The following is a 23,689-nucleotide window of genomic DNA, read 5'->3' on the forward strand; positions in this document are numbered from 1 at the left end:
GGAAACTGTGTAGACTTACCGACGTTGCTGATCGCACCATGGTGTGGCCAGCGCGCCGCCTTAGCTCAGATGGCCAGAGCAACGCACTCGTAATGCGTAGGTCTCGGGTTCGAATCCCGAAGGCGGCTCTGCCGAAGCCTCAGGACTCACTCGCCGTGACCTGGGGCTTTTGCTTTTGGTGGGTGCGGGGCGCCGGGTGCAGGCGTCACGGCCACAGCAGGGTCGCGCCGGTCGCGGTCGCCGCGAGGCCGGTGATCCACATGATGATGATCCAGCCGATGGCCCGTTCGGTGGCGCGGCGGTCCGCTCCGAGGTCGGGGGTGTGGACGGCCGGGTCGGAGGGGGCGTAGTGGATGGTGAGTTCGCGGTGGAGGGAGCGGCTCGGGTCGGGGATGCCGTCGCGGGAGAGGACCGTGACGTGGGTGCCGTCCTGGGTGGTGAAGGTGACGACGGGGAGTAGTTGATGATCTGGTCGCCCTCCCCGTCGGTGTAGACCCCCGCCCCGTCCACCTTCCCCGAGATCAAATCGGCGGCGCCACCGAGCCGGGGCGCCGTCCTGCGCCCGCCTTTCACACGACGATGCAGGTCATGGCGGCCCACAGCAGGGGCGCGTGCTCAGCGTTCGACGGCAGCCGCAGCTCGATGCGCTTGCTCACGTCGACGGCGCCGTAGCCGGGGTAGAGGAACAGCCGGTGCCGTCGCCGTTCAGGTCGCCGGCACCGTCCGAGACCGAGCGCGGACGTAGAAGAAGTACTGCGGACGTTCGGGGAGGTGTTGCCGGCCGCGTCGAACGACTGGTCTCACCGGGCGACATGACCGGCGACGGCATGAGCGACCTGGTGGCCCGCGACGGATCACGTGCGCTGTGGCTGTACGCGGGCAACGGCAAGGGCGGCTTCGTGCCGCGCAAGAAGCTGCCCTACGCCTGGCCCAGCGACGAGCCGGTGATCGCGACGGGCGATGTGAACGGCGACGGACTCTCCGACCTCCTGCGGCCCGTCGACTTCCAGGTGTTCGTCTACTACGGGAACGGCAGGGTTCTGTCGGCGGCCCGAACGCCGACATGCTCTGGGACGACGCCACCGACGTCCGCGTGTTCTGACGCGACGGGGGCACCGAGCCGGCGTATGCCGGACAGGAACTGGGCGAGGGCGGCGGGGGTGGTGGTCAGGATCGTGGTGGGGCTGTCGCTTTCGCGGAGGCGGAGGGCGTCGGCGGTGGTGGAGGTGAGTTCGAGGCAGTTGTTGCCGTCGGACCCTCCGGAGAAGGATGACTTCTGCCAGTTGCCGGGAGTGGTCACAGCACGCCTCACAGCTCCTTCGCCAGCCTGCTCATGAAGTCGCGCGAAGATGCGGGATCCAGCGACTCCGCCTTCAGCTTACGGAAGAGCCACTCGGAGTTGACGCATGCCCGATCCCTGGGAGTACTCCCTCTGCATCCCCTGCGACCCCCGCGCTGTCACGGTCTGCCGCCGCACCCTGCGTCTGATCCTGACGTTGCACGGCCTGATCCACCTGGTCGACACAGCGGAGCTGCTCGCCTCGGAGCTGGTCTCCAATGCCGTACTGCATACGAAGGGCCCCGCGTGCCTGCGTCTCCGTTTCCGGGACGGGGTCCTGCAGATCGGTGCCTGGGACGCGGACCCCGAGCCGCCCGAGCCGCCGGGACGGCTGGAGGAGCTCACCCACGCCGAGAACGGGCGCGGCATGGCACTCGTTCGGGCCTGCTCGGACCTCTGGCACTGGCAGCCGCTGTCCCGGATGGGACGTCGGGGCAAGCTCGTGTGGTGCGAACTGAACGCGGCGTAGCTCGTTTCCGAAGTCACCCGGTCACCCGGTCGACTCAGCCAAGCACCCGCACCGGCGCCCCCGCCAGATACGCCCGCACTCCCTCCGCCGCCTGCCCGTAGTACCGCTCGTAGTTCGCCCGGGACACATACCCCAGGTGCGGAGTGGCCAGGAGGCGAGGAGCCGTCCGCATCGGGTGGCCGGCGGGGAGGGGTTCCACGTCGAAGACGTCGACCCCCGCGCCCGCGATACGGCCCTCACGCAGCGCCGCCAGCAACGCGTCCTGGTCGACGATCGCCGCCCGCGAGGTGTTCACCAGGTACGCCGTCGGCTTGAGGAGGGCCAGTTCGGCGGGGCCGAGCAGACCCCGGGTGCGGTCGCTCAGGGCGAGGTGGATCGACACGAAGTCGCTCTCGGCGAGCAGCTCCTCCTTCGAGGGGGCCAACCGCACGCCCACCTCCGTCGTCCGACCCGCCGTCAGGTTCTGGCTCCACGCGCTCACCTCCATGCCGAAGGCGAGGCCCACCCGGGCGACCGGCGCGCCGATCTTCCCCAGGCCCAGCAGTCCGAGCCGCCGCCCGTGCAGGTCGGCGCCGACGGTCGACTGCCAGGGTCCGCCCTCCCGCAGGGCCGTGCTCTCCTGGACCAGGCCCCGGGCCAGGCCCAGCAACAACGCCCACGTCAGCTCCACCGGCGGAGTCGAGGAGCTCTCCGTCCCGCACACCGTCACGCCGTTCGCCGTCGCCGCCGCGTAGTCGATCACCGAGTTCCGCATGCCGGAGGCGATCAGCAGGCGCAGCCGGGGGAGACGGTCCAGCAGCGACGCAGGGAAGGGGACGCGCTCCCGCAGGGTGACCACACAATCGAAGTCGGCCAGCGCCGCCGCGAGTCCGTCCTCGTCGCCGAAGTGGTCGGTGAAGGACACGACATCGAGCCGCTCACCCGGCGCCGACCAGTCGGCGAGAGTCGTCGCGACGTTCTGGAAGTCGTCGAGTACGGCACAACGGAAGGGCACGGCTGATCCTCCAGGTGAGGTGGTTCCGACCGGGGGCAGGTCCGGTCCGAGGCTACGGTGAGCCCGTGAGCGACTCGGCCGCGACCGGCGGTTACTCCGGCACCCCCCTCGCCAAGAAGCTCGGAGTCGAGCCCGGCCACCGGGTGCGACTGCGACACGCCCCGGACGGTTGGGACGTGCCCGGCCTCCCCGACGGCGTCCACCTCGCCCCGGGCGGTACCCGCGACGCCGACATCACCGTCGCCTTCTACCGCAGCCACGCCGAGCTCGCCGCCGAGACCCCGGCCCTCGTCCGAGACCTCGCCGACGACGCCATGCTCTGGGTCGCCTGGCCCCGCAAGGCGGCCGGACATGTCAGCGACATCACCGAGAACGCCCTGCGCGGCCTCTTCCTCCCCCTCGGCGTCGTGGACGTGAAGGTCGCCGCCCTGGGGCAGGACTGGTCGGGGCTGAAGTTCGTCCGGCGCCGGGAAAACCGACGCGGCTGAACCGTCGCGGCTGAACCGACCTGTCCGGGGCCGACGTATTCAGAGAGGCGACGTCCATCGAACCGGCGCGGCCAAGACCGGATCGGCGGAGTTCGCTTAGGCAGAACCGGCATAAAAGGGGAGGCAGAAAGAGGCGGCGTCGGAGCAACGCCCGCACCTGAGGCAACATCTAGGTGAACGACGGGCCCGCGCGTGGACGGGACGCGGTCGCGTCGAGGGCCGGACGGAGTGAGGGACGTGGTGGACGTGGGGGACATCGGGGAAGCGGCGGAGCCGAGGATCGCCGTGGCCGTGGTGACCATGGGCAACCGGCCTGCCGAGGTCGACGCGCTGCTGGAGTCGGTGGCCAAGCAGGACCTGGCGCCCGCCCGCATCGTGATCGTCGGCAACGGCTGCGAACTTCCCGACTTCGCCCAACGCCTCTTCCTGCCCGGCGAGGTCACGACGATCGAGGTCGACGAGAACCTCGGTTGCCCCGGCGGCCGCAACGTCGCCCTCGCCCGGCTGCGGGAGTACGGCGACGTGGACGTCGTGGTCGACCTGGACGACGACGGGCTGCTCGTCGACGCTGATGTGCTGAGCCGCGTCCGCGATCTGTACGCCGCCGACCCGCGCCTCGGCATCGTCGGCTTCCGTATCGCCGACGAGCACGGCGAGACCCAGCGCAGGCACGTGCCGCGCGTCGGCGCCTCGGACCCGATGCAGGGCGGGTACGTCACCGGCTTCCTCGGCGGCGGCCACGCCCTGAGCATGGCCATGCTCGCGGAGACCGGCGACTGGCCCGCCGAGTTCTTCTTCGCGCACGAGGAGACCGACCTGGCCTGGCGCGCCACCGACGCCGGCTGGAAGATCCTCTACGCGCCCGAGCTGCTGCTCCAGCACCCCAAGACCTCGCCCGCCCGGCACGCGATATACCACCGGGTCACGGCCCGGAACCGGGTCTGGCTGGTCCGCCGGAACCTTCCGCTGCTCCTCATCCCGGTCCACCTGGGCGTCTGGATCGCCGTCACCCTCCTGCGGACCCGGTCGCTCGGCGGTCTCAAGGCCTGGTTCGGCGGGTTCGCGGAGGGCGTGCGCAAGCCGGCCGGACATCGGCGGCCCATGAAGTGGCGGACGGTGTGGCGGCTGACCCGGCTGGGCAGGCCGCCGGTCATCTGAGGGACGGACACCTGAGGGCCAGTCACCTGAGAGGCCGTCGGGATCCGTTCGTAACCGGCACGGAACGGGGCGCAGGGCCCGGTCGGTCACCTCCGCCGACCGAGGCCCCGCGCGCCCCCGGATCCGGCCGCGGCGGCGACACTCCCCCGAGTTGCGCGTCGATACGCGCGCACCGTCGGGCCGATTCCGATGATGTGATCACATCAGATAGCGCCAACGGATCGCTAACATGGGGCCAATGGCTCTTCGCGTCGTCGCTGGTCACCTGGCGTTCCGGTAGGGCGGCCGGTTACGCGTCCCGACCGCGAGCGCCTCGGCAGAGCGATTCGGTGATGCGACTCGGCAACGACGCGTCATGTGACGCGTGGTGTGACGCGTGGTGCGACTTGGCAAGGCGACTCGGCAGAGCAACTCAGGTACAGACCCTCGGTACGGACCGGGCGTGGAAGGGCGATGGGCGGCGTGATGCGGCGGTACGGGCTGCGGTTCGGGCTGCTGGGCCCACCGGTCCTGTACACGACCGACGCGCCGGACGCCGAGTGCGAGGCGGGCGTCCCTCCCTACGACACCGTCCGCAGCCCGAAAGTACGTGCCCTGCTGGCGTCCCTGCTTCTCGACGCGGGCCGGATCGTGCCCGTCGAGTCGCTCAAGGAGGCACTGTGGGGCGGCGCGCCGCCCGCGTCCGCGCAGGCCTCGCTGCACAATCACGTGACCCGGCTGCGTCGGTTGCTCGACGACCCCGAGCGGCTGCGCGCGGTGCCGCCCGGCTACCGGCTCCGGGTCGAACACGGCGAGCTCGACGTTCACGTGTTCGAGCGGCACGTCGCCGCGGCACGCGGCGCGCACGCCGCCCGGAACTGGGAACGCGTCGCGCGCGAGTGTGCGGCGGCACTCGCGCTGTGGCGAGGCACCCCGCTGAGCGGACTCCCGGCCGACCTGGGCGGCTACGCCTTCGCACGACGCCTGCGGGAAGCCCGGCTGCTCCTGCTGGAGTGGTACTACGACGCCGAACTCGCCCTCGGTGGAACGCGGTTCGATCGGCTCGTCCCGGAGCTGACGGCCCTGGCCGCCGACCATCCGCTGCGCGAGGCCTACCACCGCCAGCTGATGCTCGCCCTGCACCGCACCGGCCGCCAGGCCGAGGCCCTCGCCGTCCATCGCGACCTGCGTGCCCGCCTCGCCGAGGAACTCGGCATCGAACCAGGGCCGGCGATCCGCGACGCCCACGTGCAGGTCCTGGCCCCTGCGACCGACGATCGCCCGATTTCGGTTCCGAGCCCGAGCCCGAGCCCGACGCCGACTAAGACGCCGACTACGACCCCGGCTGCGACGCCAACTGCGGCTTCGGATCCGACGCAGGCTCCGGCTCCCGATCGAGCTCCGGCTGCAACTCCGGCTGCGGCTCCGACGCCGACTACCTCACCCCCCACCCCGGCCGCCGAGCCCGAGGCCGAGCCCGAGCCCGAGGCCGAGCCCGAGGCCGAGCCCGAGGCCGAGCCCGAGGCCGCGCCCCCGCCCGTGCTCACGCCCAGGTCCGCACCCCGTCTTGCCCACCCGCGCACCCGACCGGCGCAACTGCCGCCCCCGCCCGCCCACTTCACCGGCCGCGTAGCAGCCCTGCGCCTCCTCCACTCCACGCTTGCCGGCGGCAGTCAGGTCGTCGTCCTCAGCGGTATGGCCGGCGTAGGCAAGAGCGCGCTCGCGCTGCACGTCGCACACGCTCTGAAGGAACGTTTCTCTAATGGGCAGCTCTACCTCCACCTGCATGGCGCCACCCCCGGCATGGCCCCCCTCACCGCACGCCAGGCGCTCACCGCCCTGCTGCGCGATCTCGGTAACGAACCCCGGCACATCCCCGAACACCCGGACGCCGCATCCGCGTTGCTGAGGACCCTGCTCGCGCCGACCCGCACGCTCGTCGTACTGGACGACGTCGCGACCGCCTCCCAGGTCCGCCCGCTGCTGCCGGCCGGCCCCGGCTGCGCTGTGATCGTCACCAGCCGCTCGCCGCTGACCACGCTCGACGGCGCCCACCGCTTCCCACTCGGGCCGCTGTCGGGCGAGGACAGCGCCGCCCTCCTGCGTGCGGCGTCCGGACCGGGCGAGGGGTGTGCCGGTCTGGACGCGACGCATCCTCTCGTCCACCTCACCGGCCGCCTCCCGCTCGCACTGCGCGTCGTCGCCGCCCGACTCGCCGCGCGCAGTGCCCTCACCCCGGACGGGTTGGCCGGTCAACTGGCCGACACCGAGAGCAGGTTGCCCCATCTGGAGTACGACGATCTCAGCGTCCGCCGGTCCCTCGCCGTGGCCCACGACGCGCTCGCCGCCTCCGGACGTCAGGCCGACCGGGACGCTGCCCTCGCCCTGCGCCGCATCGGCGCGCTGGACCTGCCCATGTACGACGCCCCCCTCCTGGCCCGACTCACCGGCACCGACGAACACCGCGCCGAGTCAGCCCTGAACCGGCTCGTCGACGTGGCGCTCCTCGAGGAGCACGCATACGGCCACTACACCCCACACGACCTGGTACGGGACTTCGCCCGCGAACTCGCGAAAGCCGACGGGGCGAAGGCTGACGGGGCGAAGACTGACGGGGCTGACGTCGACGGGATGTCGAGGGGATGAAGGTCGGCGGGGCTGACGTCGATCGGGCGAAGGCGGTCACCGGCCGATCGCGGCCACGGGCCGAGTGACCGTCTCCCAGCCCCACGACCCAAGTCCGGTCACCGGCCGGCCGACCACCGCCCAGGCGCCCAGGCGCCCGATCCGGCCGATCCGCCCGATCCGGCCGCGCCCGGTCACTTCGCGTCGGCGTAGCACTCCACCACCGCCGTGGTGAACGGAAACCGCACCGGTGTCTCCCCGAACGTCAGCCGCCCGGCCAGGCCGGACGCCTCACGGATCGCGGCGACGACCGCTTCGGCCTCTTCCTCGGGGCAGTGCACGATCACCTCGTCGTGCTGGAAGAAGACCAGCTCGGCCGCCATTCCCGCACAGGCCTGCCGGAGCGCGGCGAGCAGCAGCAGCGCCCAGTCGGCGGCGCTGCCCTGGACGACGAAGTTGCGGGCGAACCGGCCACGCGCGCGTGCGTTGGTCGAGGCGTACCCCGGCACCCACTGCCGGTCGGCAGAGGGCTCGTCGTCTCCGCCAGGGCTGCCAGGGCTGCCAGGACCGCCTGGGCCGGCGGAGTCGACGGGGATGCCGGCCTCCTCCGTACCTTCGTCCCCCGCCCCGCTCGCCGGAGGGCAGGTCCGGCCGAGCCAGGTCCGCACGAGCCGCCCCTCCTCGCCGGCCCGCGCCGCCTCGTCGACGTACGCCACCGCGCGCGGGAAGCGGCGGCGGAGCGCGGCGAGGTTCTTCAGACCGTCCCCTGAGGTCTGGCCGTAGACCGCGCCGAGGACGGCGAGTTTCGCCTGGGCGCGGTCGCCGGAGAAGGCCCGGTCGGAGACGGACTGGTAGAGGTCGCTCTCCCGGCCGGCGACCTCCATCAGCCCGGGATCGCGGGAGATCGCCGCCAGCACGCGCGGCTCCATCTGGTCGGCGTCGGCGACGACGAGCCGCCAGCCCGGATCGGCGACCACCGCCCGCCGGATGACCTTGGGGATCTGGAGGGCGCCGCCGCCGTTGGTCACCCAGCGCCCGGTGACCGTGCCGTGTGCGAGGAACTCGGGCCGGAACCGCCCGTCCCGCACCCAGTCCTGGAGCCAGTACCACCCGTGAGCCACCCAGATGCGGTACAGCTTCTTGTATTCGATCAGCGGCTTCACGGCCGGGTGGTCGAGGGACTCGATCTCCCAGCGCCGGGTCGACTTGATCCGGATGCCGGCCTGGGCGAAGGCCTTGACCACATCGGCGGGCAGGTCGGGGCGGACCCGGCGCCCGAAGGCGGCCGACACCTCGTCGGCCAGCTCGGCCAGCCGCCGGGGCCCGCCCCCGCCCGCGTACCGCTCGCCGAGCAGGTCGTGCAGGACCGCGCGGTGCACGTCCGCGCTCCACGGCAGTCCGGACCGGTTCATCTCGGCGGCCACCAGCATCCCCGCCGACTCGGCCGCCGTCAGCAGTCGCATCCGCGCCGGGTGTTCGGCCAGCTCGTGCCGCCGCTGCTGCTCGGCGTAGACGGTGAGGAGGTCTTCGAGCGGCAGCCGGACGGCGGTGTCCTGCGCCTCGAACAGCGAGGACTGCGCGCCGGGCGCGGCGGAGCGCTGCGGCGGATCCGGCGGTACGGGGCCGCCGCGCAGCCGGGCCAGGGCGGCGGCCGCCGAACGGGGCTCTCCGGAGCGCCCCTCGTGACCCAGGAGGAGGGTCTCGGCGTCCTCGACGTCGTAGCACCGCTCGACGCGCACCCCCGTGGCGAGCAGGCGCGGATACACCTCGGCCGTGGAGCGCCAGACCCACCGGGTGACGTCGGGCCGCTCGCGCACGGCCCGCGCCAGGTCCGCCTCCCGCAGCACCGGGCCGGTGGGCAGCCCGCCGGGACCGAGGGGGGCGAGTTCCACGCCACCGTCCTCGGCCGGAGCGAGTGCCCACCGGTCGGCCATACCGCGAGTGTGGCAGGGGGGTCTGACAACGGCCCGGACAGCTACTCCTGCTCCTGGAGAGCTATTCCTGCTCCCGGACAACCACTCCTGCTCCTGGAGAGCTATTCCTGCTCCCGGAGAACTACTCCTGCTCCTGTTCCTGATTCACCGAGATCGCGGCCAGGACCCTGGCGACGTACCGCTCCGTGCCGGGCTTGTCGACGCCGAGGCCGCTGAGGACGCCCTCGCCGTTCTCGAACTCCAGCAGCGCCAGCAGGATGTGCTCGGTGCCGATGTAGTTGTGGCCGAGGCGGAGCGCCTCGCGGAAGGTGAGTTCCAGGACCTTCTTGGCGTCCGGGCCGTAGGGGACCAGCTCGGGCGCCTCCGCCACGGCGGGCGGGAGTGCGGCGGTCGCCGCCTCGCGGACCGTGTCCAGGGAGACGCCCTGCTCGACGATCGCCTTCGCCGCGAGGGCCTCCGGCTCGGCGAGCAGGCCGAGGACGAGGTGCGCGGGCAGCCCCTCGGCGTTGCCGGCGGTCTTGGACGCGTGGTGCGCGGCCATGACCGCGCTCCGCGCGCGGGGGGTGTAGCGGGTGAAGCCCTGGCTCGCGTCGAGGTCGGCCGACTCCTTCGGCACGAACCGCTTCTGGGCGGCCTGCCGGGTGACGCCCATGCTCCGGCCGATGTCGGTCCAGGAGGCACCCGAGCGACGGGCCTGGTCGACGAAGTGGCCGATGAGATGGTCCGCCACGTCGCCCAGGTGGTCGGCGGCGATGACGGCGTCCTGGAGCTGGTCGAGCGGCTCGTTGTGGACCTTCTTGATGGCGTCGATGAGGTCGTCGAGACGGACGGACGAGGTGGTCGCGGGTCGTGGAGACGTCATATGTCAACCGTAGGTTGACAGTGGGGGAGTGTCAACCCGAGGTTGTCACTCCCGTGGGCTTCGGCGCCGCGCTCCGTGACACGATCGACCGGTGAGCAGCACCCACCACAGCAGCCCGAGCGGCGACCCGGCAGGCGACTCGTCCGGCGGTCCGTCCGACGACCCGGCAGGCGACTCGTCCGGTGGCCCGTCCGCCACCGTCGAACGCGCCTTCCGGGCCGCGCTCTACGACACCGCCGACGCCACCCTCGACACCGGCGCCTCGCTCCTCGCCGCCGACCGTGCGGCGGACACCGAACTGGCCCGGCGGGGCGAGGAGTTCGTGGCGGGAGCCTGGCGGCGGGGCTGGCAGCCCGCCGACCTCGTACGGTTCGTACGGCGCGAGCTGGACGACGTCCACGTCGGCCTGGTGACGGAGCTGATCCGCGCGCAGGCGCGTGACGACCGGGCGCGTGGGCGGCGCTGGGCGGCCCAGCTGGCGGAGCTGTCCGACGACACTCCGCCCGCGCCCGCCATCGACCGTTTCTCGTACGCCACCACGGTCCTGGAGCTCTACCGCCTGCTGCTGCGCCTGCCCGCCCTCGAACCCCTCCAGGAATCCGCACCGCACCGGCAGTCCCGCCCGGGCGCGCATTCCCGCATGCTCACCCGCATCCGCGCGCTGCTCGCCAAGGCCGAGGCGACCGGGTTCCCGCAGGAGGCGGAGGCGCTCACGGCGAAGGCGCAGGAGCTGATGGCCCGGCACAGCGTCGACGAGGCGCTGCTCGACGCCCAGGCGCCGGCCCCGGACGCGCCGGGCGCCTGCCGGATCGGCGTCGAGCCGCCGTACGAGCAGGCGAAGGCGGTGCTGCTGCACGCGGTCGCCGACGCTAACCACTGCCGGGCGGTGTGGAACGAACCCTTCGCCTTCTCCACGGTCGTCGGCTTCGAGGCCGATCTGGAGGCGGTGGAGTTGCTCTACACCTCGCTGCTGGTGCAGGCGCAGTCCGCGATGGCGAAGGCGGAGGCGGCCCAGCGGGCCGGCGGCCGCAGGCGGACCAAGACCTTCCGGCAGTCCTTCCTCGCCGCCTACGCCCACCGCATCGGCACCCGTCTGGGCGAGGTCACCGCCGCCGCCGAGACCCAGGTGACCGAGGAGCTGCTGCCGGTGCTCGCCTCCCGCGAGGTCGCGGTCACCGCCGCGACGGACCGGATGTTCCCGGCAACGGTCTCCACCCGCCTGCGCGGAGTCACCGACGAGGCGGGCTGGACCGAGGGCGCCGAAGCGGCGGACCGGGCCCGGATGCGGTCCCGCCCACGGCTGCCGTGAGGGCCGCGGGTGCCGTGTCACCCCCCGGGCGGGGGCCGGTGCCCGGTGCCTGGTGCCTGGTGCCTGGTGGATCAGTCGCCCGCCTGCTGGAAGGCGCTCACCGTCGCGTCCGGCACCTTGCCGCTCTTGAGGGCGACATCGCCGTACGTCCAGGGGAAGCTCTGGTCGGCCGAGCCGCCCGGCAGGCCGTACTTCACCGTCTTGACGGCGAGGCTCTGGTCGCCGCCGTCCTCGCCGCGCACGTAGGTGATCGTGAAGGTGGCGGTGCCCTGAGCCGGGAGGGTCAGCGCCTGCGCCTCGGCGGCCTCGTCCTTCGGGACGGTCGCGGAGGCGCCGTCGGAGGTGAGGTCGACGGTGGGGAAGCCGTTCAGGGTGCACTCCGCGCCCTTGTTGGTGAGCGTGACGGTGACGTTGCCGCTGTCACCGGCGGCGGGAGCGGCGTTGACGGGGCCGACGTCCTGGCCGAGGTCACCGGCGGCGCAGGCGCCGCCGGTGGAGGGGGTCGATTCGGAGGCCTTGCTCGCGTCGGTGTCGGAGCCGCTGTCGTCCCCGCCTCCGCAGGCGGTGAGGAGCAGGGCCGCGGCGAGGGCGGTGACGGTGAGGGGAACGGCGCGCATGAGTGATCCCTAGGGTTCGTGACGGTGCTCGAAGGATCATCACGCACGCGCGCGTGCACGTGTCGCGCGCCCCCGCTCTCGTGACCGCTTCGCTACCGGGCCCGCCCGAGCCGTTCCAGGCCGCGCGGAGCCTGCCGAGCGCCTCCCGACCAAAGCCTTCCGAGGCCCTCCAGAACCACCTGAGTCACCTTCAGACCCCCGAGAGTTCAGACCCCCGAGAGGACTTCCGGACTACCCGAGCCCGGACGACGGCAGCCCCGACGGCCACTGGCCGCCCTCCGCCTTGGCGAACGTCTCCTTGCCGACCGCACCCGACCAGGTGACCTTCAGGGACTTCGCGTCGGCGGAGTCGACCATGCCGGTCGTCCGGTCGTCCGTCCCGCTGGTGCACTTGAGGTGGATCATCTGCATGCCCGCCTCCTCGCCGGCGGTCCCGCTGCACACGGTCCCGCCGGTCACGAAGAGGGCGGCCTGCTTGCCGGTGATGATCAGGGCCACGGCCTTGCCGTCCGTCGTGGCGAGCCAACTGCCCTCCAGTTCGCCGGAGGCGGAGACGGAGGACGAGGCGGACGCGGAGTCCGTCGCACCGCCCGTGCCCCCGGTCGCCGTCGTGGGCGTCGCCGAGGAGCCGTCGTCGGACCCCCCGTCGTCACTGCACCCCGTCAGCACGAGTACGCCCGCCAGTGTGGCGGCCACGGCAACGGCCGTGGCCCGCACCGGCCGTCGGGACGCGCTCCGCGTGAAGATCGCCGAAGTCACTGCAAGCTCCCAAGCTGTAGCCGGCCGACCGGGTCGACCGCACGGACCGTGGCCCGCACGGACCGTGAGGCCGTACGGACCGGTAAGGGACCGCAGCAAGTTACCAGCAAGCCCCCGCAGAACACTGGGGGTGGCCTGTGACCTACCAGGACGACTTCCGGACCCCGGGCAGATGTCCGGCGTGGGCCTGCTCCCGCAGGCTCACCCGGGACAGCCCGAACGTCCGGAAGTACCCGCGCGGGCGCCCGTCCACCTGGTCCCGGTTGCGTACGCGCGTCGCGCTCGCGTCCCGCGGCTGGGCGCGCAACTCCCGCTGTGCAGCATCCCGTTCCGCGTCCGTCGACGCCGGCCGCCGGATGATCTCCTTCAGCTCGGCCCGCCGCGCCGCGTACCGCGCGACGGTCTCCTGCCGCCTGCCGTTCTTCGCGATCTTGCTCTTCTTCGCCATCAGATCCGCACCCCCCGCGCGCGGATGCGTGCCACGGCCGCCTCGACGCCGATCGTGTCGACGGTCTTGATGCCCTTCGTGCTCAACCGCAGCCGCACGTGCCGGCTCTCGCTCGGCAGCCAGTAGCGCTTGGACTGGACGTTGGGGTCGAAGCGGCGCGAAGTGCGCCGGTGGGAGTGGGAGATGCGGTTGCCGAAGCCCGGCTGGGCGCCGGTCAGCATGCAGTGCGCGGACACGGGTGACGTACCTCTCCTCGGGCGATGCCAGGGGCGATAGCGCTAATGGAATTCATTTTCAGTAAGGTAGCAGCATGGCACGCAACGAACTCCGCCCGGTCATCAAGCTCCGGTCCACGGCGGGAACGGGCTTCACCTACGTGACCCGCAAGAACCGCCGCAACGACCCGGACCGTATGACCCTGCGCAAGTACAACCCCGTCGTCGGCCGGCACGTCGACTTCCGAGAGGAGCGCTGAACCACCGCCATGCGCAAGGGAATCCACCCGGCCTACGGTCCCGTCGTCTTCCGTGACCGCGCCGCGAACCACGCCTTCCTCACCCGCTCGACGCTGACCGCCACGACGGCCGGAAAGACCGTCGAGTGGGAGGACGGCAACACCTACCCCGTCGTCGACGTCGAGATCTCCTACGTCAGCCACCCCTTCTACACCGGCACCGCCCGCGTCCTGGACACGGCCGGCCGGGTCGAGCGCTTCGAGCGCCGCTACGGGAAGGGGGGCGGGGCGTGAACATGTCGGTCGTGATCGTCGGCGGGCTGCACGCCGACGCCCGCCGGACGACGGTCGCACGTCTGCTCGCCGACGTCCCGGACAGCGTCGTCCTCCACCACGACCTCTCGACGGCCGTGGCGGGCACGGTGGTACGGACCATCGGCGACGCCACCGGCATCCTCTCCGCCGGTGAGGCGCCCCTGGCCAACGACTGCGCCTGCTGCGCCCTGCGCGAGGATCTCGTCCCCGAGCTGCGCCGCCTCGCCGACGACGGCACGCGTCTCGCGGTCGTCGAACTGTGGGACTCCGTCGAGCCCAAGGCCATGGCCGAGGTGGTCGTGGCCGGCGGGCTCACGGTCACCGGCGTCGTCACCGCCGTCGATCCGGCGCTGCTCCTGCCCTGCCTCGGCAATGGCGACGACCTCGCCGAGTGCGGTCTCGCCGCGGCGGCCACCGACCGGCGCACGGTCGCCGACACCTTCGCGCGCCAGCTGGAGTACGCGCCCGTGCTGGCCGTCGTCGACTCCGAGGAGGCCGACGACGAGGACCGCGAGCTGCTGGCGCAGCTGCATCCGACGGCCCGACAGGTCCGGATCGGGGCGGCCGGCCGGGCGGACGCGCGGTCGGCTCTCGCCCGGGCGGCGCTGGCCGGCTTCGACGTGGAGTCGGCCGCCGCCGCCCAGCACCCGGCCTGCGCGCTGCTGCCCGCCGAGGCCGACGCGCACGGGGTGAGCACCTTCGTCTGGCACCGGCGCCGCCCGTTCCACCCGGAGCGGCTGTACGCGGCGCTGGAGGACCTGACCTGCGCGGCCGCCCGCAGCCGGGGCCGGTTCTGGCTCGCCGACAAACCCGACGTCCTGCTCCACTGGGACGCGGCCGGGGGAGCGCTGTGCGTGGAGTCGGCCGGTCCGTGGCTGGCGTCCCTGCCCGACGCGGCCTGGGACATGGTCCCGCCGGTGCGCCGCGCCGCCGCCGCGCTGGACTGGCACCCCGAGCACGGCGACTGCTGCCAGCACCTGGTCTTCACGTCCCCCGGCCTGGACCGGGACGGCCTGGCGCACCTTCTGGAGTCCTGCCTGCTCACCGACGCCGAGTACGCCGCCGGCCGGGCCGCCTGGAAGCGGCTGCCGCCCGCCTTCGACACCCTCCTGGAGGTCTGACCCATGCCCCGCAAGACCGAGCACCGGCCCGCCAGGTCCCGCCCCAACCCGCTCGACCAGGCCAAGATCACGTACATCGACTACAAGGAAACCGACCTCCTGCGGAAGTTCCTCTCCGACCGAGGCAAGATCCGCAGCCGCCGGATCACCCGCATCTCCGCCCAGCAGCAACGCCAGTTGTCCCGAGCGATCAAAACCGCCCGGGAAATGGCCCTCCTCCCGTACACCACCCCCCACTGACCCACCCCCCCCCGCGAACCGCCCCACCCACCGCCCCGCCCCCACCCGCTGACCCGCCCCGCCCCACCGCCCGCGCCGACCCACCACAGCCCCCTCCCGCGGCTGTCCTGTACGCGCCCTCCCCGTCCACTCGCGCCCCGCCCGGGAGTAGCTCCAGGAGTACTTCCGGGCCCGCTGTCTCCGTACGGCTCGCCCCTCACCCGTATGAGCGGATTCACGTACACCGTCTACTCGCCCTGGCCGTTCGAAGCGGCCGTCGGCCCAACTGGGAGCCGAGGCGTCGCTACGGCGTCGGGCCGTCTCCGTCCCACCCTCGCGGCCGACTTCAATGTCGTGCGCGGGGGCGGCGGCTTGTCGCCGCTGATCGTCGTCGCCCGGGATGTTCCGGTTCCGGGCGGGGCGACGGACCGGTCGAGTCGTCCTCGGACGGACAGGTGCCGGGGGGTTTCGGCGGTGGCCGGGGCGCCGGAGACGTGCCCGGCCGACGCGTCGGCCGCCGCCCCGCGGGATCGGCGCACTCCGGGCGGAGCCGTATCCGGAGGGGCGTCCCACCGTGCCGAGCGGATGACGCGCATCCGCCGGAACCCCTCCTGCCGGGACGGCCCCACCGCCACACACCGGCCCCCGGCAGCCGATCCGTTCCCGTGTCGACGGAACAGGACGGCCGTGCCACGCGTCTGTTCCTAGTGCAGGAGTAGTTCGATCCGGACGACTTTCACGTGGACCCGACGTCGACCGCCGACCCGGACGTGCGGGGCGGAACGCCGGGTAAAGCGGGCGTCAAAGCTGTAACCAGGCAGGCACCGCGCGTGCACGTGCATCTGCTCACGCGTCTGCACGTGAACGGGGTTATGATCCGGGACAGTTGACCACGGCACCAATGGCCACACGAGCCAGTGCACCACCAGGGAGCGACCTGTGGACCACCACGTTGACGGGGGGCACGACGTGTACAACGGCATGACGGCCACACAGCTGTACGGGGTTGCCTGGCAGAAGAGCCGGCACAGCAACTCGCAGGGTTCCTGCGTCGAGTTCGCACGGCTGCCGGGCGGTGACGTGGCCGTGCGCAACTCGCGCTTCCCCGACGGTCCCGCGCTCGTCTACACCCGCGCGGAGATCGAGGCGATGCTGCTTGGTATCAAGGACGGCGAGTTCGATCACCTGATCGCGAGCTGACGTCCCTCGACGCCCTCGCCCTCTCCTCGGCCGCGCTGTCCCTCTCCTCCGTCTCTGCTCCGCGCGCACCCGGATTTCGGACTTGTCGCGCGAAAACGGTGGGCAACGCGCGTAGAACCGCGGCGTCAGAGCGCGCCGCGGTTCGTCATTCGGCGGGCGTGTGCAGCCGGAAGAGCGCCCAGACGACCTTGCCGCCCAGGCTGCCGGAGAGCGGGTGCCAGCCCCAGCTGTCGGCGAAGGAGTCGACGAGGAACAGGCCGCGGCCCGACTCCGCCGAGAAGTCGTCGCTCTCGCGGGGCAGCGGACTCTCCCGGCTGGGGTCGCGCACCGCGCACACGAGCCGTTCGGTCCACCGCATCAGGTGCAGCCGCACGGGCGGATGCTGCCGGTCCGGTACGTGCGGGACGTCGTCGGAGGAGAGCCCGTGTCTCAGGGCGTTGGTCACCAGCTCCGAGACAACCAGACAGACATCGTCGAAACGGTCGCCGACGTCCCACTGGCCGAGGGTCCGCTTGGTGAACTGCCGGGCTTCGCGCACCGCTTCGAAGCGGGCGGGCAGGGCGCACGAGGCGGCGTTGGACACGGCCGCGGGATCCAGCGGCGGAAGGCCCTGCCGTAACGGCTCGAGCATGGTCGATCCATTCGTCCCCATGCGAGGCACTCCCGGGATTCGCGGTCGTTGCGATGCAGCGGTGGCGCGAGACCATGGTTTCCGATGCGCACTGCGGATGCAAGGGCAGATGCACGTGCACGTGACCGAAATGGACCCGCCCGTACCGCTTCTTGGCCATTTTTTCCGCCAACTTCTCGCCCATCAGAGCCACTTCTCTTGCTTTCCCCTCACTGTTCGCTCGCGTCGCGCTGTACGTATCCTTTGTCTTCTTTCCATCTCTGTAATCGGACGAGTACTGCTCGAAGTGTTTTAGTGGCAGACTGCGGCCCCTAAGACGGTTGGGGAGGCTGGCGAACGTGAGCGCGGGAGAGCCCGGATCGGTGGTGCGGCGGATGCTGCTCGGTTCGCAACTACGGCGACTGCGTGAGGCACGCGGCATCACACGCGAGGCGGCCGGTTACTCGATCAGGGCTTCGGAGTCGAAGATCAGCCGGATGGAGCTGGGCCGGGTGAGCTTCAAGACCCGGGACGTGGAGGACCTGCTGACGCTGTACGGCATCACGGACGACACCGAGCGCCAGGCGCTCGTCGGACTCGCCCGTGAGGCCAACGTGGCGGGCTGGTGGCACAGTTACTCGGACGTCCTGCCCAACTGGTTCCCCACCTACGTCGGCCTGGAGGGCGCGGCCGCGCTGATCCGGGCGTACGAGGTCCAGTTCGTGCACGGCCTGCTCCAGACCGAGGCGTACGCCCACGCGGTCGTCAGCCGGGGCATGAAGGGCGCGAACGCGGCCGACATCGACCGGCGGGTGGCGCTGCGTCTGGAGCGGCAGAAGTACCTCGTCGCCGAGAGCGCCCCCGACTTCCACATCGTCCTCGACGAGGCGGCGCTGCGCCGGCCGTACGGCGACCGCGAGGTGATGCGCGGCCAGCTCCAGCATCTGATCGAGATCTCCGAGCGTCCCAACGTGCGGCTCCAGGTGATGCCGTTCAGCTTCGGCGGGCACTCCGGCGAGTCCGGCGCCTTCACCATCCTGAGCTTCCCGGAGTCCGACCTCCAGGACGTCGTCTACCTGGAGCAGCTCACCAGCGCCCTGTACCTCGACAAGCGCGAGGACGTCGCGCAGTACGAGCAGGCACTGAAGGAGCTCCAGCAGGACAGCCCCGGGCCGGACGAGAGCCGGGACATCCTGCGCGGACTGATCCAGCTCTCCTAGGGATTCCCCCAGGCGCCTCTCGGATCGGCCCCAACTCCCTTGAAACTTCCGTACGATGACGTGTGATCAGATCGTGATGCCGATCGATCGCAGCCGATCGCAGCAGGGGATTGAGGGATCACATGACGTCCTACTTCACTGACCTGGCCCAGCAGTACATCGACGGTAAGTGGCGTCCGGGGACCGGGTCCTGGGACATCATCGACTTCAACCCCTACGACGGCGAGAAGCTGGCCTCGATCACCATAGCCACGGTCGAGGAGGTCGACGACGCCTACCGCGCCGCCGCCCGCGTCCAGAAGCAGTGGGCCGCGACCAACGCCTACGCCCGCCGCTCGGTCTTCGAGAAGGTGCTGCGGCTGGTCGAGGAGCGCGAGGCGGAGATCAGCGAGGTCCTCGTCGCCGAGGCCGGCGGCACCTTCGGCAAGGCAGCCTTCGAGCTGCACCTCGCCAAGGAGTTCCTGCGCGAGTCGATCCACCTGGCGCTGCGTCCCGAGGGCCGCATCCTGCCCTCGCCGATCGACGGCAAGGAGAACCGCGTCTACCGGGAGCCGGTCGGTGTCGTCGGTGTGATCAGCCCGTTCAACGTGCCCTTCCTGCTGTCGCTGAAGTCCGTCGCCCCCGCGCTGGCCCTCGGCAACGGTGTGGTGCTCAAGCCGCACCAGAACACCCCGATCGCCGGCGGCACCGTGATCGCCAAGCTCTTCGAGGACGCCGGTCTGCCTCCGGGTCTGCTGAACGTCGTCGTGACCGACATCGCCGAGATCGGCGACGCCTTCCTGGAGCACCCGATCCCGCGGGTCATCTCCTTCACCGGTTCCGACAAGGTCGGCCGCCATGTCGCCACCGTCGCCGCCTCGCACTTCAAGCGGTCCATCATCGAGCTCGGCGGCAACAGCGCCTTCGTCGTCCTCGACGACGCCGACGTCGACTACGCGGTCGACGCGGCCGTCTTCAGCCGCTTCGTCCACCAGGGCCAGGTCTGCATGGCCGCCAACCGCATCCTGGTCGACCGCTCGCTCGCGGACGAGTTCACCGAGAAGTTCGTCGCCAAGGTGAAGACCCTCAAGGCCGGTGACCCGCGCGACCCGCAGACCGCCATCGGCCCGGTGATCAACTCCCAGCAGGCGGAGGCCGTGACCGGCGCCGTCGAGCAGGCGATCGCCGAGGGCGCGACCGCCCTGCTGCACGGCACGACCACGGACAACCTGGTCGAGCCCTCCGTACTGGCCGATCTGCCCGCCGACTCCGCCCTGCTCCAGCAGGAGGTCTTCGGCCCGGTCGTCTTCATCAACACCTTCGACGGCGAGGAGGAGGCGGTCCGTATCGCCAACGACACGCCGTACGGCCTCAGCGGCGCCGTCCACACCGCCGACATCGAGCGGGGCGTCGCCTTCGCCAAGCAGATCGTCACCGGCATGTTCCACGTCAACGACGCCACCGTCCACGACGAGCCGATCGTCCCCTTCGGCGGCGAGAAGAACTCCGGCGTCGGCCGCCTCAACGGCGAGACGACGCTGGAGGCCTTCACCACCACGAAGTGGATCTCGGTCCAGCACGGCCGCAGCGGCTTCCCGTTCTGAGCCGTCCGATCCCCTGAGGGCCGGCACCTCGGCAGTACGGCGGACATGCGCCCGGGCACCTGACGGGCGCGTGTCCGCCACGCCATAACCTGGGCGCATGTCAGCGATCCGTCTTCTCGTGCTGGGCGCCGTGCGTCAGCACGGGCGGGCCCACGGCTACCAGGTGCGCGGCGACCTGGAGTACTGGGGCGCCCACGAGTGGTCCAACGCCAAGCCGGGCTCGATCTACCACGCCCTGAAGCAGATGGCGAAGCAGGGGCTGCTGCGCGAGCACGAGACGGCCCCGTCCACCGCGGGCGGCCCGCCGCGCACCGAGTACGAGATCACCGAGGCCGGCACCGAGGAGTTCTTCAGGCTGCTGCGCGAGGCGCTGACCTCGTACGACCAGAAGACGGACGTGAAGTCGGCGGCCATCGGCTTCGTGGTCGACCTCCCGCGCGCGGAGGCCGTGTCGCTCCTGAAGGAGCGCATCCACGGCATCGAGGAGTGGCGCTCCGCCGTCACCGAGCACTACGTCCCCGCGGACGGGCCGGAGCAACTGGGCCACATCGGGGAGATCATGAACCTCTGGATCCACACGGCCGACGCCGAGGCCACCTGGACGCGGGGCCTGATCGCGCGGATCGAGCGCGGCGCGTACACCTTCGCGGGGGAGGGCGAGCCGTTCGTCGGCGTCCTCGCCGAGGGCGAGGAGAACCCGTACGCCACGGATGAGCGGCATCCGGGAGACGCCCGCTAATCAAGTTTGACGAGCCTGGTTCGCGGCGTTACTTTGGCTCAGTAATCAAGTTTGATTAGTGGATGGATCTGGGGGGCTTTCGTGGCCGACACGGCGATCACCGTCGAAGACGTACGCAAGAGGTACGGCGACACACAGGCACTGGACGGGCTCGACCTCACGGTGGCCCGCGGCACCGTGCACGGGGTGCTCGGGCCGAACGGCGCGGGCAAGACGACCCTGGTCAGGATCCTGTCCACGCTGCTGCGGCCGGACTCCGGACGCGTCGAGGTGGCCGGCCACGACGTCGTGCGCCACGCCGGGGAGGTCCGCCTGCGCATCGGACTGCTCGGCCAGCACGCCGCCCTCGACGAGGAGTTGGGCGGCCGCCAGAACCTGGAGATGTTCGGCCGACTCCACCACCTGGGCGCCCGCCACGCGCGCGTGCGCGCCGACGAACTCCTGGAGCGCTTCGACCTCACCGCCACCGGCCGCAAGCCGGTCCGCGCCTACAGCGGAGGCATGCGCCGCCGCCTCGACCTGGCCGCCTCCCTCATCGGCACCCGACACGGCACCGACCCGGAGGTGCTCTTCCTGGACGAGCCGACCACCGGCCTCGACCCGCGCGGGCGCGCCGAGGTGTGGTCCGCGGTCCGCTCGCTGGTCGGCGGCGGGACGACGGTCGTGCTCACCACCCAGTACCTGGAGGAGGCCGACCAGCTCGCCGACCGGATCTCCGTCGTCGACCGGGGCCGCGTGATCGCCGACGGCACGGCGGACGAGCTGAAGGCGCTGACCGGCGGCGACCGCATCGACGTCGTCCTGCGCGACGCGGGCCTGCTGGGCGCGGCCCTCGCACTGCTGCCCCTGTCCACGCAGGACGTCACCGTCGACCCCGACCGCCGGCTGCTCAGCGCCCCGGTCACCGACCGCATGGCCGCCCTCTCCGCCGTCGTCCGCGCCCTGGAGGAGGCCGGGATCGAGGCGGAGGACGTGGCCCTGCGCCGCCCCACGCTGGACGAGGTGTTCCTGCACCTGACCGGGCAGGACGACCGTACGAAGGAGACCGTGTGAGTACGTACGCGCTGATCGATTCCTGGACCATGACGCGGCGTGAACTCGCCCACTGGGCACGGCAGCCGGGCCGGCTGGTCGTCGGGCTCGTCTTCCCCGTGATGCTGCTGCTGATGTTCGGCTACCTGGTCGGCGGCGGCCGCGGGGTGAGCGGCGACTACCTCGACTACCTGATGCCCGGCATGCTCGCGCTCACCATGGCCTTCGGCCTGGAGGGCACCATGCTCGCCGTCACCCAGGACCTCGGCAAGGGCGTCATCGACCGGTTCCGCGCCATGCCGATGGCCGACGGCGCGGTCCTGGTGGGCCGTTCGGCGGCCGACATGCTCCAGTCGGCCGTGGGCCTGGCGGTGCTGATCGTCGTCGGCCTCGCGCTCGGCTGGCGGCCCCAGGGCGGGCCGGGCGCCTTCCTGGCCGCCGTGGGCCTGCTCCTCCTCTTCCGCTTCGCGATGCTGTGGATCGGCATCCATCTGGCGCTGGTGGCCGGCAAACCGGAGATGGTGCAGGCCGTGCAGATCCTGGTCTGGCCGGTCGGCTTCCTCTCCAACGCCCTGGCCGCACCCGCGGCGATGCCCGGCTGGCTGGGCATCGCCGTCGAGTGGAACCCGATGTCCCGGACGGCGACCGCGGTACGCGACCTGTTCGGCGGCTCGGGCGCAGACCCGGCCCACCTGTGGGTGGCCGTCGCCTGGCCACTGGCCCTGCTGGCGGTCTTCTTCCCCCTGGCGGTCCGGAAGTTCGCCCGCATGAGCCGCTGAGGGGCGGCTAGTGGTGGAAGCCGGTCGCCGCGGTCTTGTCCCGGGTCCGCGGTGCCGACTGCCGACGGAGTTCCGGCAGCAGCCGGGACAGGTCCTCCACGAACATGTCGGCGAGGTCCTCCGAGAAGCCGTTCCTGCACACCACCCGCAGGACGGACAGGTCCTCCCGGTTCGGCGGGAACGTGTACGCCGGTACCAGCCAGCCGCTCTCGCGCAGCCGCCGTGACACGTCGAAGACGTCGTACGAGTCGACGCCCGGGGCCGTCGTGAAGGCGAACACCGGCAGCTCGTCGCCCCGGGTGAGGAGCCGGAAGTCGCCGAGCGCCTCCACCCGCTCGGCGATGCCCCGGGCCACGTCCCGCGTGGTCTGTTGCACCGCCCGGTAACCCGTGCGGCCCAGCCGCAGCAGCGTGTAGTACTGCGCGACGACCTGGGCGCCCGGCCGGGAGAAGTTGAGGGCGAAGGTCGGCATGTCGCCGCCCAGGTAGTTCACCCGGAAGACCAGCTCCTCCGGCAGGGCCTCCTTGTCACGCCACAGCGCCCAGCCGACACCCGGGTACACCAGCCCGTACTTGTGCCCGGAGGTGTTGATCGAGGCCACCCGCGGGAGGCGGAAGTCCCACACCAGGTCCTCGTCGAGGAAGGGGGCGATCATCGCGCCGGACGCGCCGTCCACGTGCACCGGGATGTCGAGTCCGGTGCGCTCCTGAAGGGCGTCGAGGGCCGCGCAGAGGTCCGCGATCGGTTCGTAGGAGCCGTCGAAGGTGGAGCCGAGGATGCCGACGACGCCGATGGTGTTCTCGTCGCACAGCTCGGCCGCGGCCTGCGGGTCGAGGTGGAAGCGCTCGCCCTCCATGGGGACCAGGCGGGCCTCCACCTCCCAGAAGTTGCAGAACTTGTCCCAGCAGACCTGGACGTTGACGCCCATCACGAGGTTGGGCCGGGCACCCGGGTAGCGGTCGGCGTTGCGCTGCGCCCACCGCCGTTTCATCGCCATCCCGGCGAGCATGCACGCCTCGCTCGACCCGGTCGTCGAACAGCCCACGGCCGCCGACGGGTCGGGCGCGTTCCACAGGTCGGCGAGCATCGCCACGCAGCGCCGCTCCAGTTCGGCGGTGCGCGGGTACTCGTCCTTGTCGATCATGTTCTTGTCCCGGCACTCCGCCATCAGGACACCGGCCTGCGGCTCCATCCAGGTGGTGACGAAGGTGGCCAGGTTGAGCCGGGAATTGCCGTCCAGCATCAGCTCGTCATGCACCAGCTGGTACGCCGCCGACGGTGGCGTCGGGCCGTCCGGCAGCCGGTGCTTGGGCGGCGCCTCGATCATGCCGCTGACCGGATCGGCCTCGCCGTAGAAGGGGTTCACGGACAGGGGCCGCTCGTCGGACTTCTCGGGACCTTTGTGCAGCGCCATGGGAGTGCCTCCTGATGGATGG

Annotated in this window: 25 protein-coding genes, 1 tRNA gene and 1 pseudogene; 17 read left to right on the forward strand and 10 right to left on the reverse strand. The window is 71.6% G+C overall.

Annotated elements, in window-relative coordinates; genetic code table 11:
* Nucleotides 1-54 precede the first annotated feature (54 nt).
* Nucleotides 55-128, forward strand: a tRNA-Thr gene (locus ACFVYS_RS13365).
* A 699-nt stretch (nucleotides 129-827) separates the two neighbouring features.
* Nucleotides 828-932 (forward strand): annotated as a pseudogene (locus ACFVYS_RS13370) (hypothetical protein); the annotation flags it as partial.
* A gap of 89 nt (nucleotides 933-1,021) precedes the next feature.
* On the opposite strand, the gene ACFVYS_RS13375 reads toward ACFVYS_RS13370, so the two are convergent.
* Complete coding sequence (locus ACFVYS_RS13375) at nucleotides 1,022-1,312, reverse strand: DUF397 domain-containing protein (RefSeq protein WP_389501803.1); 291 nt, start codon at nucleotides 1,310-1,312, stop codon at nucleotides 1,022-1,024.
* A 94-nt stretch (nucleotides 1,313-1,406) separates the two neighbouring features.
* On the opposite strand from ACFVYS_RS13375, the gene ACFVYS_RS13380 reads away from it, so the two are divergent.
* On the forward strand, nucleotides 1,407-1,808 hold the full coding sequence (locus ACFVYS_RS13380; RefSeq protein WP_389501662.1) for an ATP-binding protein: 402 nt from the start codon (nucleotides 1,407-1,409) through the stop codon (nucleotides 1,806-1,808).
* Between the two features lie 34 nt (nucleotides 1,809-1,842).
* On the opposite strand, the gene ACFVYS_RS13385 is transcribed toward ACFVYS_RS13380, so the two are convergent.
* Entirely contained in the window at nucleotides 1,843-2,802 is a 960-nt protein-coding gene (locus ACFVYS_RS13385; RefSeq protein ID WP_389501664.1) for a D-2-hydroxyacid dehydrogenase family protein, read from the reverse strand.
* Nucleotides 2,803-2,867: 65 nt separating this feature from the next.
* Between ACFVYS_RS13385 and ACFVYS_RS13390 the strand changes: the two genes are divergently transcribed.
* The 3 genes from ACFVYS_RS13390 (at nucleotide 2,868) to ACFVYS_RS13400 (ending at nucleotide 7,073) form a co-directional block, all read left to right on the forward strand.
* Nucleotides 2,868-3,290: a DUF3052 domain-containing protein gene (locus ACFVYS_RS13390; protein WP_389501666.1), complete on the forward strand. Its 423-nt coding sequence runs from the start codon at nucleotides 2,868-2,870 to the stop codon at nucleotides 3,288-3,290.
* 237 nt (nucleotides 3,291-3,527) lie between these two features.
* A complete protein-coding gene (locus ACFVYS_RS13395; protein ID WP_389501667.1) occupies nucleotides 3,528-4,448 on the forward strand; it encodes a glycosyltransferase family 2 protein in 921 nt (306 codons plus the stop codon).
* Nucleotides 4,449-4,901: 453 nt separating this feature from the next.
* Nucleotides 4,902-7,073: a BTAD domain-containing putative transcriptional regulator gene (locus ACFVYS_RS13400; protein ID WP_389501669.1), complete on the forward strand. Its 2,172-nt coding sequence runs from the start codon at nucleotides 4,902-4,904 to the stop codon at nucleotides 7,071-7,073.
* Between the two features lie 173 nt (nucleotides 7,074-7,246).
* Here ACFVYS_RS13400 and ACFVYS_RS13405 read toward each other — a convergent pair whose 3' ends face one another.
* Nucleotides 7,247-8,986 carry a bifunctional 3'-5' exonuclease/DNA polymerase gene (locus ACFVYS_RS13405; protein ID WP_389501670.1) on the reverse strand — a complete coding sequence of 580 codons (1,740 nt, stop codon included), beginning with the start codon at nucleotides 8,984-8,986 and terminating at the stop codon, nucleotides 7,247-7,249.
* A gap of 121 nt (nucleotides 8,987-9,107) precedes the next feature.
* On the reverse strand, nucleotides 9,108-9,848 hold the full coding sequence (locus ACFVYS_RS13410) for a Clp protease N-terminal domain-containing protein (protein ID WP_389501672.1): 741 nt from the start codon (nucleotides 9,846-9,848) through the stop codon (nucleotides 9,108-9,110).
* A 91-nt stretch (nucleotides 9,849-9,939) separates the two neighbouring features.
* Between ACFVYS_RS13410 and ACFVYS_RS13415 the strand changes: the two genes are divergently transcribed.
* Complete coding sequence (locus ACFVYS_RS13415; protein WP_389501674.1) at nucleotides 9,940-11,157, forward strand: DUF2786 domain-containing protein; 1,218 nt, start codon at nucleotides 9,940-9,942, stop codon at nucleotides 11,155-11,157.
* Nucleotides 11,158-11,228: 71 nt separating this feature from the next.
* Here the strand turns inward: ACFVYS_RS13415 and ACFVYS_RS13420 are convergent, their stop codons facing one another.
* From ACFVYS_RS13420 to rpmB, 4 genes are all read right to left on the reverse strand, one after another.
* Nucleotides 11,229-11,774: a DUF4232 domain-containing protein gene (locus tag ACFVYS_RS13420; protein ID WP_389501676.1), complete on the reverse strand. Its 546-nt coding sequence runs from the start codon at nucleotides 11,772-11,774 to the stop codon at nucleotides 11,229-11,231.
* A gap of 231 nt (nucleotides 11,775-12,005) precedes the next feature.
* Complete coding sequence (locus ACFVYS_RS13425; RefSeq protein WP_389501678.1) at nucleotides 12,006-12,533, reverse strand: hypothetical protein; 528 nt, start codon at nucleotides 12,531-12,533, stop codon at nucleotides 12,006-12,008.
* 142 nt (nucleotides 12,534-12,675) lie between these two features.
* On the reverse strand, nucleotides 12,676-12,981 hold the full coding sequence (rpsN, locus tag ACFVYS_RS13430) for a 30S ribosomal protein S14 (protein ID WP_389501680.1): 306 nt from the start codon (nucleotides 12,979-12,981) through the stop codon (nucleotides 12,676-12,678).
* Nucleotides 12,981-13,217, reverse strand: coding sequence for a 50S ribosomal protein L28 (gene rpmB, locus ACFVYS_RS13435; RefSeq protein ID WP_389501682.1), 237 nt, complete (start codon nucleotides 13,215-13,217; stop codon nucleotides 12,981-12,983). Before rpmB ends, rpsN begins: the two co-directional genes overlap by 1 nt.
* A 74-nt stretch (nucleotides 13,218-13,291) precedes the next feature.
* Between rpmB and rpmG the strand changes: the two genes are divergently transcribed.
* The 5 genes from rpmG (at nucleotide 13,292) to ACFVYS_RS13460 (ending at nucleotide 16,290) form a co-directional block, all read left to right on the forward strand.
* Complete coding sequence (gene rpmG / locus ACFVYS_RS13440; protein ID WP_389501684.1) at nucleotides 13,292-13,456, forward strand: 50S ribosomal protein L33; 165 nt, start codon at nucleotides 13,292-13,294, stop codon at nucleotides 13,454-13,456.
* 9 nt (nucleotides 13,457-13,465) lie between these two features.
* Nucleotides 13,466-13,729: a type B 50S ribosomal protein L31 gene (locus ACFVYS_RS13445; protein WP_389501686.1), complete on the forward strand. Its 264-nt coding sequence runs from the start codon at nucleotides 13,466-13,468 to the stop codon at nucleotides 13,727-13,729.
* Between the two features lie 2 nt (nucleotides 13,730-13,731).
* A complete protein-coding gene (locus tag ACFVYS_RS13450; protein ID WP_389501805.1) occupies nucleotides 13,732-14,871 on the forward strand; it encodes a CobW family GTP-binding protein in 1,140 nt (379 codons plus the stop codon).
* A gap of 3 nt (nucleotides 14,872-14,874) precedes the next feature.
* The gene (gene rpsR / locus ACFVYS_RS13455) at nucleotides 14,875-15,111 is read left to right on the forward strand and encodes a 30S ribosomal protein S18 (RefSeq protein ID WP_389501688.1); all 237 of its coding nucleotides are present in this window, start codon (nucleotides 14,875-14,877) and stop codon (nucleotides 15,109-15,111) included.
* Between the two features lie 960 nt (nucleotides 15,112-16,071).
* Nucleotides 16,072-16,290: a DUF397 domain-containing protein gene (locus ACFVYS_RS13460; protein WP_052183895.1), complete on the forward strand. Its 219-nt coding sequence runs from the start codon at nucleotides 16,072-16,074 to the stop codon at nucleotides 16,288-16,290.
* Between the two features lie 145 nt (nucleotides 16,291-16,435).
* Here ACFVYS_RS13460 and ACFVYS_RS13465 read toward each other — a convergent pair whose 3' ends face one another.
* Nucleotides 16,436-16,921 carry an ATP-binding protein gene (locus ACFVYS_RS13465; protein WP_028807289.1) on the reverse strand — a complete coding sequence of 162 codons (486 nt, stop codon included), beginning with the start codon at nucleotides 16,919-16,921 and terminating at the stop codon, nucleotides 16,436-16,438.
* Nucleotides 16,922-17,295: 374 nt separating this feature from the next.
* Here ACFVYS_RS13465 and ACFVYS_RS13470 point away from each other — a divergent pair, with 374 nt between their 5' ends.
* The 5 genes from ACFVYS_RS13470 to ACFVYS_RS13490 all read left to right on the forward strand — a co-directional run bounded on the left by ACFVYS_RS13470 (nucleotide 17,296) and on the right by ACFVYS_RS13490 (nucleotide 22,253).
* Nucleotides 17,296-18,120 (forward strand): helix-turn-helix domain-containing protein, encoded by an 825-nt coding sequence (locus ACFVYS_RS13470; RefSeq protein ID WP_389501806.1) that lies wholly within the window; start codon nucleotides 17,296-17,298, stop codon nucleotides 18,118-18,120.
* 122 nt (nucleotides 18,121-18,242) lie between these two features.
* A complete protein-coding gene (locus tag ACFVYS_RS13475) occupies nucleotides 18,243-19,703 on the forward strand; it encodes an aldehyde dehydrogenase family protein (protein WP_389501689.1) in 1,461 nt (486 codons plus the stop codon).
* Nucleotides 19,704-19,800: 97 nt separating this feature from the next.
* Entirely contained in the window at nucleotides 19,801-20,442 is a 642-nt protein-coding gene (locus ACFVYS_RS13480; RefSeq protein ID WP_389501690.1) for a PadR family transcriptional regulator, read from the forward strand.
* An 81-nt stretch (nucleotides 20,443-20,523) separates the two neighbouring features.
* Nucleotides 20,524-21,495, forward strand: coding sequence for an ATP-binding cassette domain-containing protein (locus ACFVYS_RS13485; protein WP_389501691.1), 972 nt, complete (start codon nucleotides 20,524-20,526; stop codon nucleotides 21,493-21,495).
* On the forward strand, nucleotides 21,492-22,253 hold the full coding sequence (locus ACFVYS_RS13490; RefSeq protein ID WP_389501692.1) for an ABC transporter permease: 762 nt from the start codon (nucleotides 21,492-21,494) through the stop codon (nucleotides 22,251-22,253). Before ACFVYS_RS13485 ends, ACFVYS_RS13490 begins: the two co-directional genes overlap by 4 nt.
* Before the next feature lie 7 nt (nucleotides 22,254-22,260).
* Here the strand turns inward: ACFVYS_RS13490 and ACFVYS_RS13495 are convergent, their stop codons facing one another.
* Nucleotides 22,261-23,667: a glutamate decarboxylase gene (locus tag ACFVYS_RS13495; RefSeq protein WP_389501693.1), complete on the reverse strand. Its 1,407-nt coding sequence runs from the start codon at nucleotides 23,665-23,667 to the stop codon at nucleotides 22,261-22,263.
* Between the last annotated feature and the right edge of the window lie 22 nt (nucleotides 23,668-23,689).

It is taken from the genome of Streptomyces sp. NPDC058295, from assembly GCF_042880655.1.
Classification (GTDB): domain Bacteria; phylum Actinomycetota; class Actinomycetes; order Streptomycetales; family Streptomycetaceae; genus Streptomyces; species Streptomyces coriariae.